Below are 13,340 nucleotides of genomic sequence, written 5' to 3'. Positions count from 1 at the left end.
GGGGAGAACGGGATCCCTAGTGGCGGACGGGCTCGCGCTCCTCGACGGCCTCGTTGCCGCGCTCGGGGACGAACCGGTAGCCGACGTTGCGTACCGTGCCGATCAGCGCCTCGTACTCGGCGCCGAGCTTGGCGCGGAGCCGCCGGACGTGGACGTCCACGGTGCGGGTGCCGCCGAAGTAGTCGTATCCCCAGACCTCCTGGAGGAGCTGGGCTCGGGTGAACACCCTGCCGGGGTGCTGCGCCAGATACTTCAGGAGCTCGAACTCCTTGAAGGTCAGATCCAGCGCGCGGCCGCGGAGCCTCGCGGTGTAGGTGGCCTCGTCGATCGACAGGTCACCGTTACGGATCTCGTCCGGCACCTCCTCGGCGGCGGACAGGTTGAGCTTGCCCACGGCCATCCTGAGCCGCGCCTCGACCTCGGCGGGTCCGGCGGTGTCGAGGATGACGTCGTCGGCGCCCCACTCCGCGGTCAGCCCGGCGAGACCGCCCTCTGTGACGATCACCACCAGGGGGCAGGCGACGCCCGTGGTGCGCAGCAGCCGGCACAGGCTTTTGGCCTGGACGAGCTCGCGGCGCGCGTCCACCAGAATCGCGTCGGCGGGCGGGGCGTCGAGCAGGGCGGATGCCTCCGCGGGCGCGACCCGTACCGAGTGCAGCAGTAGCCCCAGCGCCGGAAGCACCTCAGTCGAGGGCTCAAGGGCGTTGGTGAGCAGCAGGAGATTGCTCACGATGCCTCCTTCCCGCGTCATGTCGGCGATAGCCGTACAAACACGTAAGGACCCGGGGGCTACGTTGCCCAGGTCCCGTAGTAGGTGAGGATAACCCACAAGGCCGTAGCGTCCAGCGAACGTCCACCTGGTGAACACCCGTTCTCCAGGTGAATTCGCCGTAATGGTGCGGTAACCCTACGTGTGTTTGGGGAGTTGATTCACGGATGGCGTCGGTCGTTGTCAGATATTGGGCCGCGGCAAAGGAAGCGGCGGGGGTCGCCGAGGAGCGTTCCGAGGCCGCGAACCTTGCCGAGTTGATGACGAAAATCACATCGAACCGTGACAGGCTGGCTCGCGTGCTGACCTTGTCGTCGTTCCTGGTGAACGGGGATCCGGTGGGCAGGAGAGCCCACGAGACGATCATCCTGACGGACGGGGCGACGGTCGAGGTGCTTCCCCCGTTCGCGGGCGGCTGAGGGGGTGGAAGCTACCGCTGGCGCGGCGTTTCGGACAGGATTGCCGGGGGAGGTCACGCCAATGGCACCCCTTGGGGCGGAGAACGAAAAGGGAGTCGAATGCGGAAGCTGATCGGTTTTCTCCTCGTACTTCTCGTTCTCGTGGTGATCCTCGACAGGGTCGCCGTCGCGGGTGTCCAGCGCGAGATCGCCACGCAGGCGACGGCCAAGTACGACCTCTCGGCCCCGCCCGAGGTCACGATCGAGGGCATCCCCTTTCTCACCCAGGCGATCGCCGGGCGCTACGAGGAGGTGAACGTCGCCGCGGGCGCGATGACCGTCTCGGGTATCCGCCTGTCGAGCGTCGACTTCACCCTGCACGGCGTCACGGCCCCGCTGGAGGACCTGGTGCTCCGTCCACGACAGGTGGACATGCGCGCCGAGCGCGTGGAGGGGGTGGTCGTCGTCCCGGTGGAGACGATCAACCAGAAGGCACCTCGCGGGATCAAGGTCGAGGTCGCGGGTGACGCGCTCAACATCAGCGGGGAGATCACCGTACTGGGGCAGAAGGTGCCGGTGAAGGCCGATCTCAAGGTCGAGATCGCCGAGGGCGGCCTGCAGCTCACCCCGGGGAAGGTGACCCTGGGCGGCGGTATCCCCGTCCCCAACCCCGAGCGGTTCATCAACTACCGCATCCCGATCGGGAAGCTGCCGTACAACCTCAAGCTGACCGAGGTGAAGGTCGTTCCGGAAGGGCTGCGCATCTCGGGCGAGGCCTCCGACGTACCCCTTCGAGGCTGAACGTGGCCCGTGCCTGAACCGGATCGTCCCGCCGTACGTCGTGAGGATGTGAGCCAAGCCGGAACCGCCGACGAGCAACTCGTGAGGGCGCTCTTCGACGAGCACGGCGGGCCACTGTACGGCTACGTGTTGCGGCTGACGGGCGACTCGGGGAGAGCGGAGGATGTCGTGCAGGAAACGCTGTTGCGGGCCTGGCGCCATCCCGACGCGTTCGCCGGCCGCTCCATCCGCGCGTGGCTGTTCACGGTGGCACGCAACCTCGTCGTCGACCAGCACCGCGCGCGCAAGGCGCGCCCCCCGGAGACGGGTGACGAGGCGCTCGCCGTGGTGCCCGCCGACGACGAGCTGGAGCGGGCCGTCGAGTCGTGGGCGATCGCCGAGGCGCTGGCCGCGCTGAGGCCCGAGCACCGCGAGGTGCTGGCCGAGGTCTACTACCAGGGGAAATCCGTGAAGGAGGCCGCAGAGTCGCTCGGCATTCCCGCCGGGACGGTTAAATCGCGCACGTATTACGCGCTTCGGGCGCTCAAGCTGGCGCTGGAGGAGCGGGGGCTCGCGCCATGATGACCTGTGAAGAAGTACGGATATCGCTCGGCGTCTACACGCTCGGTGCCCTGGAGCCGGACGAGCGGGTGCTCGTCGAGGCCCATCTCGCCGAGTGCGCCGAGTGCCGGGCCGAGCTGGAGGAGCTGGCCGGGGTGGCGACGTTCCTCGGCAGGGTGTCCGAGGGCGACGTGGCGCAGGTGGCGAGCCCGCCCACGGTGGTGCTCGACCGGCTGCTCAGCGCGAAGGTCAGACGGCACCGTACGAACCGCCTGATGCTCTCGCTCGCCGCCTCGGTCCTGGTGGTCGGGCTCGGCGGCGGGACCCTGTGGGCCGTCACCCAGTCACCTCCGGAGGCCACCACCGCGTCGGCGCCCCAGTCGTCGTCGGCCAGGGACGCGGGAGACGCCGGAGGCGCCGAGGACACCGAGGACACCGAGGGCGGGGCTCCGGCCGACGCCGCCGGCAGCCAGGAGAGCGCCCAATCCTTCTCGGACTCGGCCGCGCCCGACGGCAACGCCAGGGCGAAGGCCTCCCGTTCCCCGGTGTCCAGCCCCGCGCCGGAGATCCTGCTCGCCCCGAGCGAGCTGCGGTTCGAGGGGGCGGACGACACGGGGACGGTCCGGGCGGTGGTGACCGCGTCCGCGGGCGAGGGGGCGACCACGATCAAGGTCGTGCTCACCGGGGTGGCCAAGGGGACGCGCTGCCGGCTGGAGGTGATCGGGGAAGGCGGACTGAGGGAGACGGCGGGCAACTGGGTCGTCAACCGGGCCGCCTATGACAGGTCGGGCTCTTTCTCGGCCACCACCACGATCCCGCCGGAACGGATCACGGCGTTCGAGATCACCACCGCCGACGGACGGGTGCTGCTCACGATCCCCACCCGCTGAACGTGCCGGGGTCGCGTTCGGGATCTCCACCCGCCGAGCCTGCCGGGGGTCGCGCTCGCGATCCCCCTCGCCGTCGAGCCCGTTGGCGTGCTGCTCACGGTTTCCGCCCGCCGAGCCTGCCGGGGCGGCGCTCACGGCCCCCCACCGGCCGAAACCGTTGGGGCGGCGAGGGAATGGCCTGGGACGTGCGTCTGTTGTCGTGTTCCGTGACAGGTTTGACGGTGGTGGTCGTCACCCTCGCCCTCGGCACGCTCACGGGCGTGGCGATGCGGCGGCGAGACGGCGTGGCGCGAGAGGTGAAGGGCGAGGTGGAGCGGCTCACGTCCGGCGACATCCACGCGGAGCTGGGGGAGCGGGCCACGCTCGTGCAGTTCTCCACCTCCTTCTGCCAGCCGTGCCGGGCGACCCGGCGGATCCTCGGTGAGGTGGCCGAGATGGTGCCCGGCGTCGCGCACGTGGAGATCGACGCGGAGTCCCGCCTCGACCTGGTCCGATCACTGAACATCCTGCGCACCCCCACCGTCCTCGTCCTCGACGCGTCCGGTCAGGTCGTCAAGCGGGCCTCGGGCCAGCCCAGGAAAGCCGACGTCATCGGCGCCCTCGGTCTGGCGGTGGGCGAATGAGCGGGGCACCCTATCGGCCATTGAACGATCATGTCTCAGAAATTGGACAGGGATGTGACAGATGGCGGGACGCCGGGGTAATGTCATGGACATGAACTCCACGACAGAGCTGCTCACGAAGCGGCGCGCGGTTGATTTCTGCCGCGTGACCACCGCGCTCTGTCGCATTTCCTAAGGGCGATCTCAAGCGGCCGTCGAGCCGCACCGATCTGCACAACCCTTCAGGAGCATCAAGCGATGCAGGTTGATTCCCGAGCTCTCCGTTTCTCCGCGGCTGTGACCACCGTTGTGCTCGCACTCGTCCTCGTGACGGGGAACGCATGGCTGCTGGTCGCGCAGGCCGTCGTGTTCGCGCAGGGCGTTCTCGGCACCTCGCCGTACGGGATGATTTTCAAAGGGATAGTGAAGAGTCCGCCGAAGGAACTCGAGGACGCAGCCCCACCGCGCTTCGCGCAGGGGATCGGCCTCGCTTTCGCACTGGTGGGCTTGGTCGGATACGTCGCACAGATAACGCCGCTGGCCCTCGGCGCCGTCGCAGCGGCACTTTTCGCCGCTTTTCTCAATGCCGGTTTTGGTTTCTGTCTCGGCTGCGAGATGTTTTTGATCATTCGCCGTTTACTACCCGCCGCACGATGATCCTGGAGGATCACCATGAGCCGCTCCGCCGTCCTGGTCGACGCCGACTGGGTCGAGGCCAACCTCGACACCCCCGGTGTCGTTCTCGTTGAAGTGGACGAGGACGCCAGCGCATATGACAAGGGCCACATCCGTGGCGCCGTGAAGGTCGACTGGAAGCAGGACCTGCAGGACCCGGTCCGCCGTGACTTCGTCGACCGCGAGGGCTTCGAGGCGCTGCTGTCCGCCCGGGGCATCGCGAACGACGACACCGTGGTTCTCTACGGTGGCAACAACAACTGGTTCGCCGCCTACGCGTACTGGTACTTCAAGCTGTACGGCCACGAGAACATCAGGCTTCTCGACGGTGGCCGCAAGAAGTGGGAGCTTGAGTCCCGCGAGCTGGTCAAGGAGGTGCCCAGCCGCCCCGCCACGACCTACAAGGCCAAGGAGCAGGACCGGTCCCTGCGTGCCTCCCGCGATGAGGTCGTCGCCGCGATCGGCAAGCTCAGCCTGGTCGACGTGCGCTCGCCCGACGAGTTCACCGGCAAGCTGCTCGCCCCCGCGCACCTCCCGCAGGAGCAGGCGCAGCGTGTCGGCCACGTGCCCACCGCCCGCAACATCCCGTGGTCCAAGGCTGCCAACGACGACGGCACCTTCAAGTCCGACGAAGAGCTCAAGTCCCTCTACGAGGGCGCGGGCGTCGACTTCAGCAAGGACATCATCGCCTACTGCCGCATCGGGGAGCGCTCGGCTCACACGTGGTTCGTGCTGCACGAGCTCCTCGACCAGGCCGGTGTCAAGAACTACGACGGTTCATGGGTTGAGTACGGCTCGCTGGTCGGCGTGCCGATCGAACTGGGAGAGGCCCGATAATGACTCAGGGATGCGCTGCTCCGGAACAGACGGTTGCCCTTCCGGCCGGGATCGATCTTGCGAACCAGGCCGTCATCCAGGGTGTGGTCACGGGCGCGGGCACGGCCTACGCCCGTCTGCTCGACAACGCCGGTGAGTTCACCGGTGAGGTCGTGGTGTCCGAGGAGGGAGTCTTCCGCTTCTTCGCCGCCCCCGGTGACTGGACCGTCCGCATCATCGCGGGCGGCGGGGTCACCAAGGACATCCCGGCCCAGGCCCGCCTGGGTGAGGTCACCCAGCTCGCCGTGGCCGTCTGACCCTTCGGGTCCGGCCTCGCCACAGCGAGAACCAGTACGTTGCTCGACCAGCGAGAACAGCAAGAACCAGCACGTTGAAAGGACCGGCGTTCCCTCGGGAGGGCCGGTCCTTTTCGCTGCGCCGGACGCGCGAAGGCCCGCCGTCCCCGGCGGTCCGCGGGTTCCGCGGACCGGCTGTTCCGGAGGGTCGCCCGTTCCGGGGCCGATGTTCCCGGAGATTCGTCCCCGGGGATCGCGTCAGGTGGTTGTTCCTGGAGGTTCGTCCCCGGGGATCGTGTCGGGCGGTTGTTCCCGGAGGTTCGCCCTCGGGGAAGAGGGCGAACCTCCGCTTTTTCGCGTCAGACGGTGAGGCGGCTCTCGACGCGGTCGACGGCGTCGACGTAGTCGGGATCCGGGGACATGGCCGCGGCCAGACGCAGGTGCGGCAGGGCCTCGGGGTGCCGGTTGGCGCGTTCGAGGGTCCTGCCGAGCAGGAACCGGGCGTAGTGGTCACCGGGGGTGCGCTCCAGCAGCGCCTCCAGCGTCTCCCTCGCCCTGCCCAACTGGGCGGAGCCGAAGTAGGCGCGGGCCGCCAGCAGCCGGACGGCGGGGTCGTCGCCGTGATCGGCCAGCAGCGGACGCAGGGTTCGCAGGGCGCCGAGGGGGTCCCGCGCATCCAGCAGGGCCTCGGCCTGGCGCAGCCACCTGACCTCGTCGGGGAGTTCCCGCCGGGGAGCGGCGTGCCGTACCAGATCGGCGAGGACCTCCGGCGGCTGCGCGCCCGTGACCGCCGTGTCGCCGACCACGAAGGTCGGCGAGGTGGTGACGCCCTCGGCCTTGCCGCGCAGCAGCCAGGAACGAACCTCGTCCGCGCCGTCGCCGCGGTCGAGGGCCTCGGCCATACCGTCCAGACCGGCCTCGGCGGCGAGCGCCGCCAGGGTGGCGCGGTCCCCGATGTCGGAACCCTCGACGAAGTGGGCGCGCAGGATCCGCTCCACGACCGTGTCCTGGAGCGCGGCGCCGCCCCGCCCGTAGGCGAGGGCGACCACCCGGTGGGCGTCGAACGTGTTCGCCCGCCACACGGCGCCCCGTCGCCCGCCGTCACCGGGCCGGTTCCCTGCCAGGACCGGAGTCGGTGTCGCGGTCGGGGCGGAAGCCGGAGCCGGGGTGGAAGCCGAGGTCAGGGGCGAGAGCGAGGGTGGGCCCGGGTTCGCGGGCGGGGTGAGGGCTCGCAGGGCGCCCTCGGCGACCTGGTCGCGAAACTCCTCCTCCAGCGGCTCCGACGGCACCGGAGCCATCGGATCGATGACGTACGGGCGCCAGACGATCTCCACGTCCTCGCCGAGTCGCGCCTGCTCCAGGCGTCGCTTGCCGATGTAGGCCCACGCGCAGGCCATGTCGGCCCAGACTTCCATGCGCTTCATTGCCGCTGCAACAAACGGGGGCGGTCGTTTATTCGACCGGCCTCTCGGCCTCGCCGGCCGGGCTGCGTTCCGGCAGGGGAGTCGTTAGCATGCCTCGGTGCCTGAAACGCCTGTCATGCCCACACAGTCGCCGGCAGTCGACCGGAGGCCCGCCTCGCTCTCCGCGGCCTCGCTGCCCCTGCACACACTCAAGATCTTCGGCGCCTGTGCCCTCACGTTGATCCTCTGGTTCTCGGTGGGCAGGGTGGTCAGGGAACTGCTGATGGTGGCCGCCAGCGAGGTCTCCCACGGGGACCACCGGCAGGTGCGGCTCGTCGTCACGATGTTCGTCTTCACGTTGATCGTGCTGACCGAACTCGTGGTGATGGTCGGCATGCTGCACTCGGTGCGCGGCGCGCTCCGGGAGATCCGGGCGCGGCGGGAGGCGGGCGAGGCGGACGAGAGCATGTTCGGCGCGCTGAACCGGGCCACCCTGGTCTTCGCCACCATCTACCTCGCCTGGGGTTTCCACGCCGCGGACGCCAGGGAGTTCATCGCCGTCGACACCGCGAGGCGGGTCGACCAGGACTTCGCGTCGAGCCTCGCGGGGAACGAGATAGAGGGCGGCACCGGGCTCTCCACGCTGGACGTTCGGGTCTCCATCGGGGTCGCCGTGGTCGCGTACCTGCTCAGGATGCTGTTCGCCCGGTGGCACGTCAACGGCAGGGGCAGGGGCAGCGGCGTGCTCGCGACCTTCTTCGAGCTGGCCTTCGCCTTCTACAGCATCAACGCCCTCCTCGCCTTCGCGGAGGCGCGGGCGGACTGGCTGGACCAGCGGGTCGTCGTGGTGACGTTCAAGGAATGGGCCGAGGCGGCGGGTGAGGCCCTGCCGTGGTGGAAGCCCTTCTGGAACGCGGTCGGGGACACCTGGCCCCATGTGGTCGACGGGCTGATCGTCCCGCTCACCTGGCTCACGGTCGCCTCGCTCGTCTACGGCGCGTTCGCCGAGGACACCCGGGCCGTCGTACGGGGAACCAGGCTCGACGGCGTGGCCACCAGGGTGGAGCGGACCCACGATCTCACCCGGAGCACGATGTCCCACGCCACGGCCGGATTCCAGGAGCGCTGGGTTCCCCCGGCGAACGCCTTCCGGCTCGCGGCGAAGGGCGGTCCCGTGCTGTTCGGCGCCCTGTGCCTCTGCTACGTCGCGATCCGCGTGGTGACCGACTACGCGGATCGGGGGGTGCGGATGCTGATCGGCAACGAGGACCCGTTCGTCTGGGTGGCGCTGGCCGGGCCGGTCGAGTTCGTCAGGGAGCTGGTGGTGCTGACGCTGACCGTCTGCCTGCTGGCGGCCACGTTCGACATCGCGGCCACGCGCGGCCGTGAGGCGGGGAGGACGCTCACCGCCTGAAGCGCAGCACCTGGTCCTGGACGGGGTCCTTCTGTGCCGCCGCCTTCTTGAGGATGTCCTCCACGGGCTGGTTCTCCACCACGTGGAACGTGGCGGGACGGACGTGGACCTCGACCTGCCCGGCCAGATGCCGGGGCACCACGCTGATCATGTCGTAGGAGTAGGCGGTGCCGACCCGGTGGTCCTTGACCTCGTCGGGGATGTCGTCGCTCTCGGGGAGGACCTTCCACACGCGACCGTCGGAATGCCGCACCTCGACCTCGGGATCACCCCGCAGGCTGACGCCCTCGGCGTCCAGCGCGGTCCTCGTCACCTTGATCTTCAGCCACTGGCGGTCGGGCGGGAGGGGCTTCTGGCCGGGCAGGTCGTCCACCTGCTCGACCGAGGCCTTCCACGACACGTGCATCAGCGTCATGGCATCTCCGGCGGCGACGGTGTGGATCCTGTCGGCGGGGTTGCCGGTCCGGTAGACGGTGTAACCGCTCCACGTGGAGGCCGCGATGCCGAGCCCGACGGCCACGATCGCCCCACCGACCCGCAGTGCCGTACGGCGGCCCCGCCTCGGCGGGGTCTTCGGTGCGGACGGTTCTTGGGCGGGCACGTCGTCGGCCGGTACGGCGACGGCTGCAGCCGTTCCCGTTCCCGTTCCCGTTCCCGTGACGGAGGGTCGGGGGAGCGGAAGAGCGGAGATGGAGGGGAACGGCTGGGTCGAGACCTCCGCAGGCTCTTCCTCGGGTGGCTTGGGAGGCCAGACCTGTTCGTCAGGAAATATCCGCAGGGGAGCGGGAGTCCACTGGCCGTCGCCCGGAGGTTGCCGACGCTGAGGTGGGGTGGGACGGCTCCGGGCGGGGGCCGGGGGCGTGGCCGGAGGTTCCTGGGGCTGTCCGGTACGCGCTTGCCGGTCGGCGGGGGACACCGGCCAGGTGCCGAGGGCGGTGGGCCAGGGGTTGCCTCGGTAGGGGTCGTGAGACGGTGCGGAAGGGCGACCTTCCTGGGCGGGCCGCTCCTGTCGTGCGGGCCGGTTCTCCCGTGCGGGCCGGTTGTCCATCATGGGCGGGTTTCCCGTCGTGGGGCTCTCCCACGCGTGCCGATCTTCTCGCGCGTGCCGTTCCTCGTGCGCGGGCCACTCCTCCCGTGAGGCGGACCAGGCGCGGTCCTGATCGTCCTCGGGGCCTCTCCGGTGTGGCGTCCTCATCAGGTCCTGCTCGCCAACTCGTAGACGTCCTTCGCGGTGGAGGTGAGTTGCCGCGCGGCCGTCTCGTCCAGGCCCAGGTCTATCTCGATCTGGGGTCCGTTCGGCTCGACGATGAAACCCGATGAGGGGGCGAGCAGGATCCGGGAGTCAGGGAGTTCCCCGGGCGGGATCTCGAAGACCGTCACGCCCTCGGTCCACCAGCCCGGCTGGAGGTAGGGGTGGGTGACGGTCAGCGTCTGGTCCACCCTGTCGGAGGCCACGTAACGGCGCCCGCCGGCCGTGAGCAGCCGGGGAGGCCCGAACCGCTGCGGCTCCCAGGTCGCGGTGGCGCCCACCTCGACGATGACGAAGATCCCCTTGGCGGTCACGCGTTCCTGCTCGCCGCTCGCCTTCCTGGTCGCGATGGCCTTGGCCGCGTAGACCGCCTTGACCCGCGCGGAGATCCGGGAGCCGGTGACCTCCTCGTTGAAGGCGCCGGTCGAGGTGAGGGGCGCGTCGTGGTCGGCGGCCTCCGAGCCGAAGGCCTGCAGTCCCACGGCGGAGGCCGCGAGCGTGATCCCGGCCAGTACGGCACCGGCGGTGCGCCACCGGCTCGGCCGCGCGGTGGCCCTGTGGGGGGTGGGCGCCCCGGGAAGGGAGTGTGTTTCCGACCGCGGAGGGGTCTCGGGCCGGTGCTGGAAGGAGACGTTCACGAACGCGTTCCCCCCGGCATGACGGGCAGCGTGACCTGGGCCGTCACCACGGGCTTCTCCCCGCCCTCGTCACCCTCGCCGTCCTTCGTGACCAGGAACCAGCCCGGCGCGAGGGTGATCCCTTCGCGCCACTCGTACGTGCCGACGTCGATCGTGAGCTGCCTGGGAGGCCGCTGTCCGTCCTCCAGTTCGTACCGGACCACGACGCTGGTCGGCAGGGCCGGGTGCAGTTGACTGCTTTCGCCCCCTCCCGTGGGGGTGAACACCGACGCGCCGTACTTGCCCTTTATCTCCGGGCTGACCTTGAGCAGGGACGTCCCGAAGGACCCACCACCATGACCTTCCTGGTAGGGCACTCCCGTACCGGCGGTCTCCTCGCCCTTGTTGACGACGAGGAGCTCGATCTCCAGGAGGCGCTTGGCCGGGCCGCCGAACAGGCCGGGCTCGCTCACGGTGCGGGAGCCGACGAACGTGGTCGTGAACTGTTCCTGATCCACGGTCGAGCCCTGGCCCAGCCGCTTGGGAGGCTTCTCCGGGGCGGTGGCGAAGCCGCCGAGGACGGTGGTGACTGCCAGACCGGTGACCGTCACCAGAGCGGCGAGCGGGACCGCGATGGGGCGCCGTCCGGTGGGACCCTCGGGAGGGGCAGTCATGAGAAACGATGTTAAACGCTGATGTCCGCCCCATCTGCCCCGTCTGTCCCTTAAGTACAGGTAAACCTGGGGAAAATGGAGCGGATTGACGGGAACGCTGCCCGAATACGATGGCGAACTCTTACGCTGTCTCCGAGGCTTTCGATGAGCCCGATGGCGGAGGTTCCGTGGCGGACGTGCATCCCGAGCATGCGCAGCTCCAGGCGGACCGGATCTACCTGGGCTGGCAGTACGCCTTGTTGCACCCTGATCCGGGTCCGGCTCCTAAGCGACCCTCGCCCGTCGAGAATCCTCCCGAGCCGCTCGACCCCGAGTGGGTGCGCAGGGAACGCCTCAACGAGGACCTGCTGAACCGGCCGGTCAAGATCGTCCGTGGGTTCATGGCCGCGCTCGCCACCCTGATCCTCGTCCTCGGACTCACCGAGATGCTCAGCTGGTCGTTCGCCGCCGTCGGGGTGATCGCCGCCGGTGGCATCGCGGCGTTCTGCAGCTACGCCGTCTACCAGGGCGACCGGGCGGTACGCCAGCGCATCAAGGAGCGCGAGGTGGCGGGTGACCGGCTGCGGGAGGAACGTGAGCGGGAGCTCTTCCTCGCCCAGGAGGAGCACGCCGCCCGATACCGGGAGTGGGCGGAGAAGAAGGAGCGCCACGATCGCCAGCTGACCTGGTACGCCGTGGCCGTGCCCGACGAGATCGACCGGATCGACGTGGCCGGAGGCACCCTGCCCGGCTGGTCGGCGTTGATCACCCTGCTCGGCGCGACCCGTCTCTACAGCGGCGGCCACCTGACCGTGCTCGACCTGTCCGAGGGTGCGATCGCCAAGGACCTGATCGAACTCGCGCGCAGGGGTGGCGACGACCCGCTGGTCTGGGTGCTGCCGGTCGACCTGCCCCGGCTCGACCTGGGCGCCACGCTCGCCCCGGAGGCCTTCGCCGACGTTCTCGCCCACGTCGTGAGCGTGAGCGAGGAGCACCGTACGACGAGGGATCTGTCGTTCGACAACGCCATCCTGGAGCGGGTCCTGGAGGTCCTCGGCGAGAGTGCCACGATCAACCAGGTCACCGCCGCCCTGCGTGCCCTCGCCCAGGTCGGCGACCCCCGCGAGGACCTGCGGTTCGGCCTGATCACCGCCACCCAGCTGGAGCGGATCGGCACGCTGTTCGGCCGGGGCGTGAGCGACCGGGTGGTGATCGAGCGGGCGTGGGCGCTGGAGTCGCAGCTGCGCAAGCTGGAGACCCTCGGCTCCGAGGCGGTGCGCCTGCCGCCCGCGCGCCTGCGGGTCGTGTCGATGGACCGGCAGGCGGGCGTGTTCGGCAACCGGGTCCTCGGCACGTACGTCGCGACCGCGCTCACCCACATCCTGCGCCAGTCGCCCGCCTCCGAGCGGCCGTGGTACCACACGATCATCGTCGCCGGCGCGGACAAACTCCGTGGCGACGTGCTCGACCGGCTGATGGACGCCTGCGAGACCTCAAGGACCGGCCTCGTGCTCACCTACCGCGCGCTCACCCCGACCGTACGGGAGCGGCTCGGGCGCGGGCACGCGGCGGTGACGTTCATGCGGCTCGGCAACGCCGAGGACGCCCGGATCGCCAGCGAGCACGTCGGCACCGAGCACCGCCTGGAGCTCGCCCAGCTCACCGAGACGATCAGTGCCGCGGGGGCGGGGATGGACGGCGGTTACGTCTCCACGGTCGGCCAGGCGGACGAGGGCGACGAGGAGCGCGACGTGAACCACACGGACCTCAAGGAGGACATCACCGAGTCCACCGAGTGGGGCCGCCGTGCGACCAAGGCGATGGGGGAGACCGAGCGGGTGTTGCACCGCTCCAGGGAGTTCCTCGTCGAGCCCCATCAGCTCCAGCAGCTCCCCACCACCTCGGTGATCGTCACCGACGCCACCGCCGAGGGCCGCAGGGTCCGCCTCGCCGACGCCAACCCGGCCATACTGACCTTCCCCAAGACGACGCTGGGCGAGTTCGACGAGATCAAGGAGGCCGCGCTGGAACAGGCGCAGGAGAAGAAGCCGGAGCCGCGCGCGTCGAGCGCGTTCGAGGACGCGCCGCCCAACCTCGGCCCGCCTCCGGCGCGGCTCGACTGGCGCCGTCGCTGATGAGATTCCGGTCCACGCCGAGGGGCCCGCTCAGGGGGTGGGAACTCGGGTGAGGATCGTTCGGGCGGCGATGTTTTCGCCG

General features: G+C 69.8%; 16 protein-coding genes. 11 read left to right on the top strand and 5 right to left on the bottom strand.

Annotation, left to right across the window (positions count from 1 at the left end):
* Positions 1–16: 16 nt before the first annotated feature.
* The gene (locus tag ACFY3D_RS08490) at positions 17–730 is read right to left on the bottom strand and encodes a response regulator transcription factor (RefSeq protein WP_350943069.1); all 714 of its coding nucleotides are present in this window, start codon (positions 728–730) and stop codon (positions 17–19) included.
* Between the two features lie 206 nt (positions 731–936).
* Between ACFY3D_RS08490 and ACFY3D_RS08485 the strand changes: the two genes are divergently transcribed.
* The 9 genes from ACFY3D_RS08485 (at position 937) to ACFY3D_RS08445 (ending at position 5,808) form a co-directional block, all read left to right on the top strand.
* Positions 937–1,188 (top strand): MoaD/ThiS family protein, encoded by a 252-nt coding sequence (locus ACFY3D_RS08485; RefSeq protein WP_389976459.1) that lies wholly within the window; start codon positions 937–939, stop codon positions 1,186–1,188.
* A 99-nt stretch (positions 1,189–1,287) separates the two neighbouring features.
* Positions 1,288–1,968, top strand: coding sequence for a DUF2993 domain-containing protein (locus ACFY3D_RS08480; RefSeq protein WP_389976456.1), 681 nt, complete (start codon positions 1,288–1,290; stop codon positions 1,966–1,968).
* 48 nt (positions 1,969–2,016) lie between these two features.
* The gene (locus ACFY3D_RS08475) at positions 2,017–2,529 is read left to right on the top strand and encodes a sigma-70 family RNA polymerase sigma factor (protein WP_350943074.1); all 513 of its coding nucleotides are present in this window, start codon (positions 2,017–2,019) and stop codon (positions 2,527–2,529) included.
* Positions 2,526–3,398 carry an anti-sigma factor family protein gene (locus ACFY3D_RS08470; protein ID WP_389976453.1) on the top strand — a complete coding sequence of 291 codons (873 nt, stop codon included), beginning with the start codon at positions 2,526–2,528 and terminating at the stop codon, positions 3,396–3,398. Before ACFY3D_RS08475 ends, ACFY3D_RS08470 begins: the two co-directional genes overlap by 4 nt.
* Before the next feature lie 266 nt (positions 3,399–3,664).
* On the top strand, positions 3,665–4,021 hold the full coding sequence (locus ACFY3D_RS08465) for a thioredoxin family protein (protein ID WP_350943562.1): 357 nt from the start codon (positions 3,665–3,667) through the stop codon (positions 4,019–4,021).
* 61 nt (positions 4,022–4,082) lie between these two features.
* On the top strand, positions 4,083–4,196 hold the full coding sequence (locus ACFY3D_RS08460; protein WP_362503376.1) for a putative leader peptide: 114 nt from the start codon (positions 4,083–4,085) through the stop codon (positions 4,194–4,196).
* Between the two features lie 62 nt (positions 4,197–4,258).
* Positions 4,259–4,657: a DUF4395 domain-containing protein gene (locus tag ACFY3D_RS08455; protein ID WP_389976448.1), complete on the top strand. Its 399-nt coding sequence runs from the start codon at positions 4,259–4,261 to the stop codon at positions 4,655–4,657.
* A gap of 15 nt (positions 4,658–4,672) precedes the next feature.
* Positions 4,673–5,512: a sulfurtransferase gene (locus tag ACFY3D_RS08450; protein ID WP_350943079.1), complete on the top strand. Its 840-nt coding sequence runs from the start codon at positions 4,673–4,675 to the stop codon at positions 5,510–5,512.
* Positions 5,512–5,808 carry a DUF1416 domain-containing protein gene (locus tag ACFY3D_RS08445; protein WP_350943081.1) on the top strand — a complete coding sequence of 99 codons (297 nt, stop codon included), beginning with the start codon at positions 5,512–5,514 and terminating at the stop codon, positions 5,806–5,808. Before ACFY3D_RS08450 ends, ACFY3D_RS08445 begins: the two co-directional genes overlap by 1 nt.
* Positions 5,809–6,146: 338 nt before the next feature.
* On the opposite strand, the gene ACFY3D_RS08440 is transcribed toward ACFY3D_RS08445, so the two are convergent.
* Positions 6,147–7,211 carry a DsbA family protein gene (locus ACFY3D_RS08440; RefSeq protein WP_389976446.1) on the bottom strand — a complete coding sequence of 355 codons (1,065 nt, stop codon included), beginning with the start codon at positions 7,209–7,211 and terminating at the stop codon, positions 6,147–6,149.
* Positions 7,212–7,308: 97 nt separating this feature from the next.
* Between ACFY3D_RS08440 and ACFY3D_RS08435 the strand changes: the two genes are divergently transcribed.
* Complete coding sequence (locus ACFY3D_RS08435; protein ID WP_389976443.1) at positions 7,309–8,604, top strand: hypothetical protein; 1,296 nt, start codon at positions 7,309–7,311, stop codon at positions 8,602–8,604.
* Here the strand turns inward: ACFY3D_RS08435 and ACFY3D_RS08430 are convergent.
* Genes ACFY3D_RS08430 through ACFY3D_RS08420 form a run of 3 tightly spaced genes read right to left on the bottom strand, consistent with a single transcriptional unit; the run spans position 8,594 to position 11,144 of the window.
* Entirely contained in the window at positions 8,594–9,799 is a 1,206-nt protein-coding gene (locus ACFY3D_RS08430; protein WP_389976440.1) for a hypothetical protein, read from the bottom strand. The two genes, ACFY3D_RS08435 and ACFY3D_RS08430, sit on opposite strands and share 11 nt — an antisense overlap.
* Positions 9,799–10,491: a hypothetical protein gene (locus tag ACFY3D_RS08425; RefSeq protein WP_389976437.1), complete on the bottom strand. Its 693-nt coding sequence runs from the start codon at positions 10,489–10,491 to the stop codon at positions 9,799–9,801. Before ACFY3D_RS08425 ends, ACFY3D_RS08430 begins: the two co-directional genes overlap by 1 nt.
* Positions 10,488–11,144, bottom strand: a complete 657-nt coding sequence (locus ACFY3D_RS08420) for a hypothetical protein (protein ID WP_350943090.1) — start codon at positions 11,142–11,144, stop codon at positions 10,488–10,490. The genes ACFY3D_RS08425 and ACFY3D_RS08420 overlap by 4 nt, the downstream gene beginning before the upstream one ends.
* 167 nt (positions 11,145–11,311) lie before the next feature.
* On the opposite strand from ACFY3D_RS08420, the gene ACFY3D_RS08415 reads away from it, so the two are divergent.
* Positions 11,312–13,258, top strand: coding sequence for a hypothetical protein (locus tag ACFY3D_RS08415; RefSeq protein WP_389976434.1), 1,947 nt, complete (start codon positions 11,312–11,314; stop codon positions 13,256–13,258).
* The last annotated feature ends 82 nt before the right edge of the window (positions 13,259–13,340 follow it).

This window comes from Streptosporangium sp. NPDC000509, from assembly GCF_042898365.1.
Classification (GTDB): Bacteria; Actinomycetota; Actinomycetes; order Streptosporangiales; family Streptosporangiaceae; genus Streptosporangium.
The sequence above is the reverse complement of the archived record's forward strand: the minus strand, read 5'-3'. Positions and strand labels throughout refer to the sequence as shown.

Coding starts and splice junctions, on each gene's coding strand:
- ACFY3D_RS08455 (WP_389976448.1), top strand. CDS start 4,259: ATGCAGGTTGATTCCCGAGCTCTCCGTTTCTCCGCGGCTGTGACCACC.
- ACFY3D_RS08470 (WP_389976453.1), top strand. CDS start 2,526: ATGATGACCTGTGAAGAAGTACGGATATCGCTCGGCGTCTACACGCTC.
- ACFY3D_RS08485 (WP_389976459.1), top strand. CDS start 937: ATGGCGTCGGTCGTTGTCAGATATTGGGCCGCGGCAAAGGAAGCGGCG.
- ACFY3D_RS08420 (WP_350943090.1), bottom strand. CDS start 11,144: ATGACTGCCCCTCCCGAGGGTCCCACCGGACGGCGCCCCATCGCGGTC.
- ACFY3D_RS08465 (WP_350943562.1), top strand. CDS start 3,665: ATGCGGCGGCGAGACGGCGTGGCGCGAGAGGTGAAGGGCGAGGTGGAG.
- ACFY3D_RS08430 (WP_389976440.1), bottom strand. CDS start 9,799: ATGAGGACGCCACACCGGAGAGGCCCCGAGGACGATCAGGACCGCGCC.
- ACFY3D_RS08460 (WP_362503376.1), top strand. CDS start 4,083: ATGGCGGGACGCCGGGGTAATGTCATGGACATGAACTCCACGACAGAG.
- ACFY3D_RS08450 (WP_350943079.1), top strand. CDS start 4,673: ATGAGCCGCTCCGCCGTCCTGGTCGACGCCGACTGGGTCGAGGCCAAC.
- ACFY3D_RS08445 (WP_350943081.1), top strand. CDS start 5,512: ATGACTCAGGGATGCGCTGCTCCGGAACAGACGGTTGCCCTTCCGGCC.
- ACFY3D_RS08480 (WP_389976456.1), top strand. CDS start 1,288: ATGCGGAAGCTGATCGGTTTTCTCCTCGTACTTCTCGTTCTCGTGGTG.
- ACFY3D_RS08440 (WP_389976446.1), bottom strand. CDS start 7,211: ATGAAGCGCATGGAAGTCTGGGCCGACATGGCCTGCGCGTGGGCCTAC.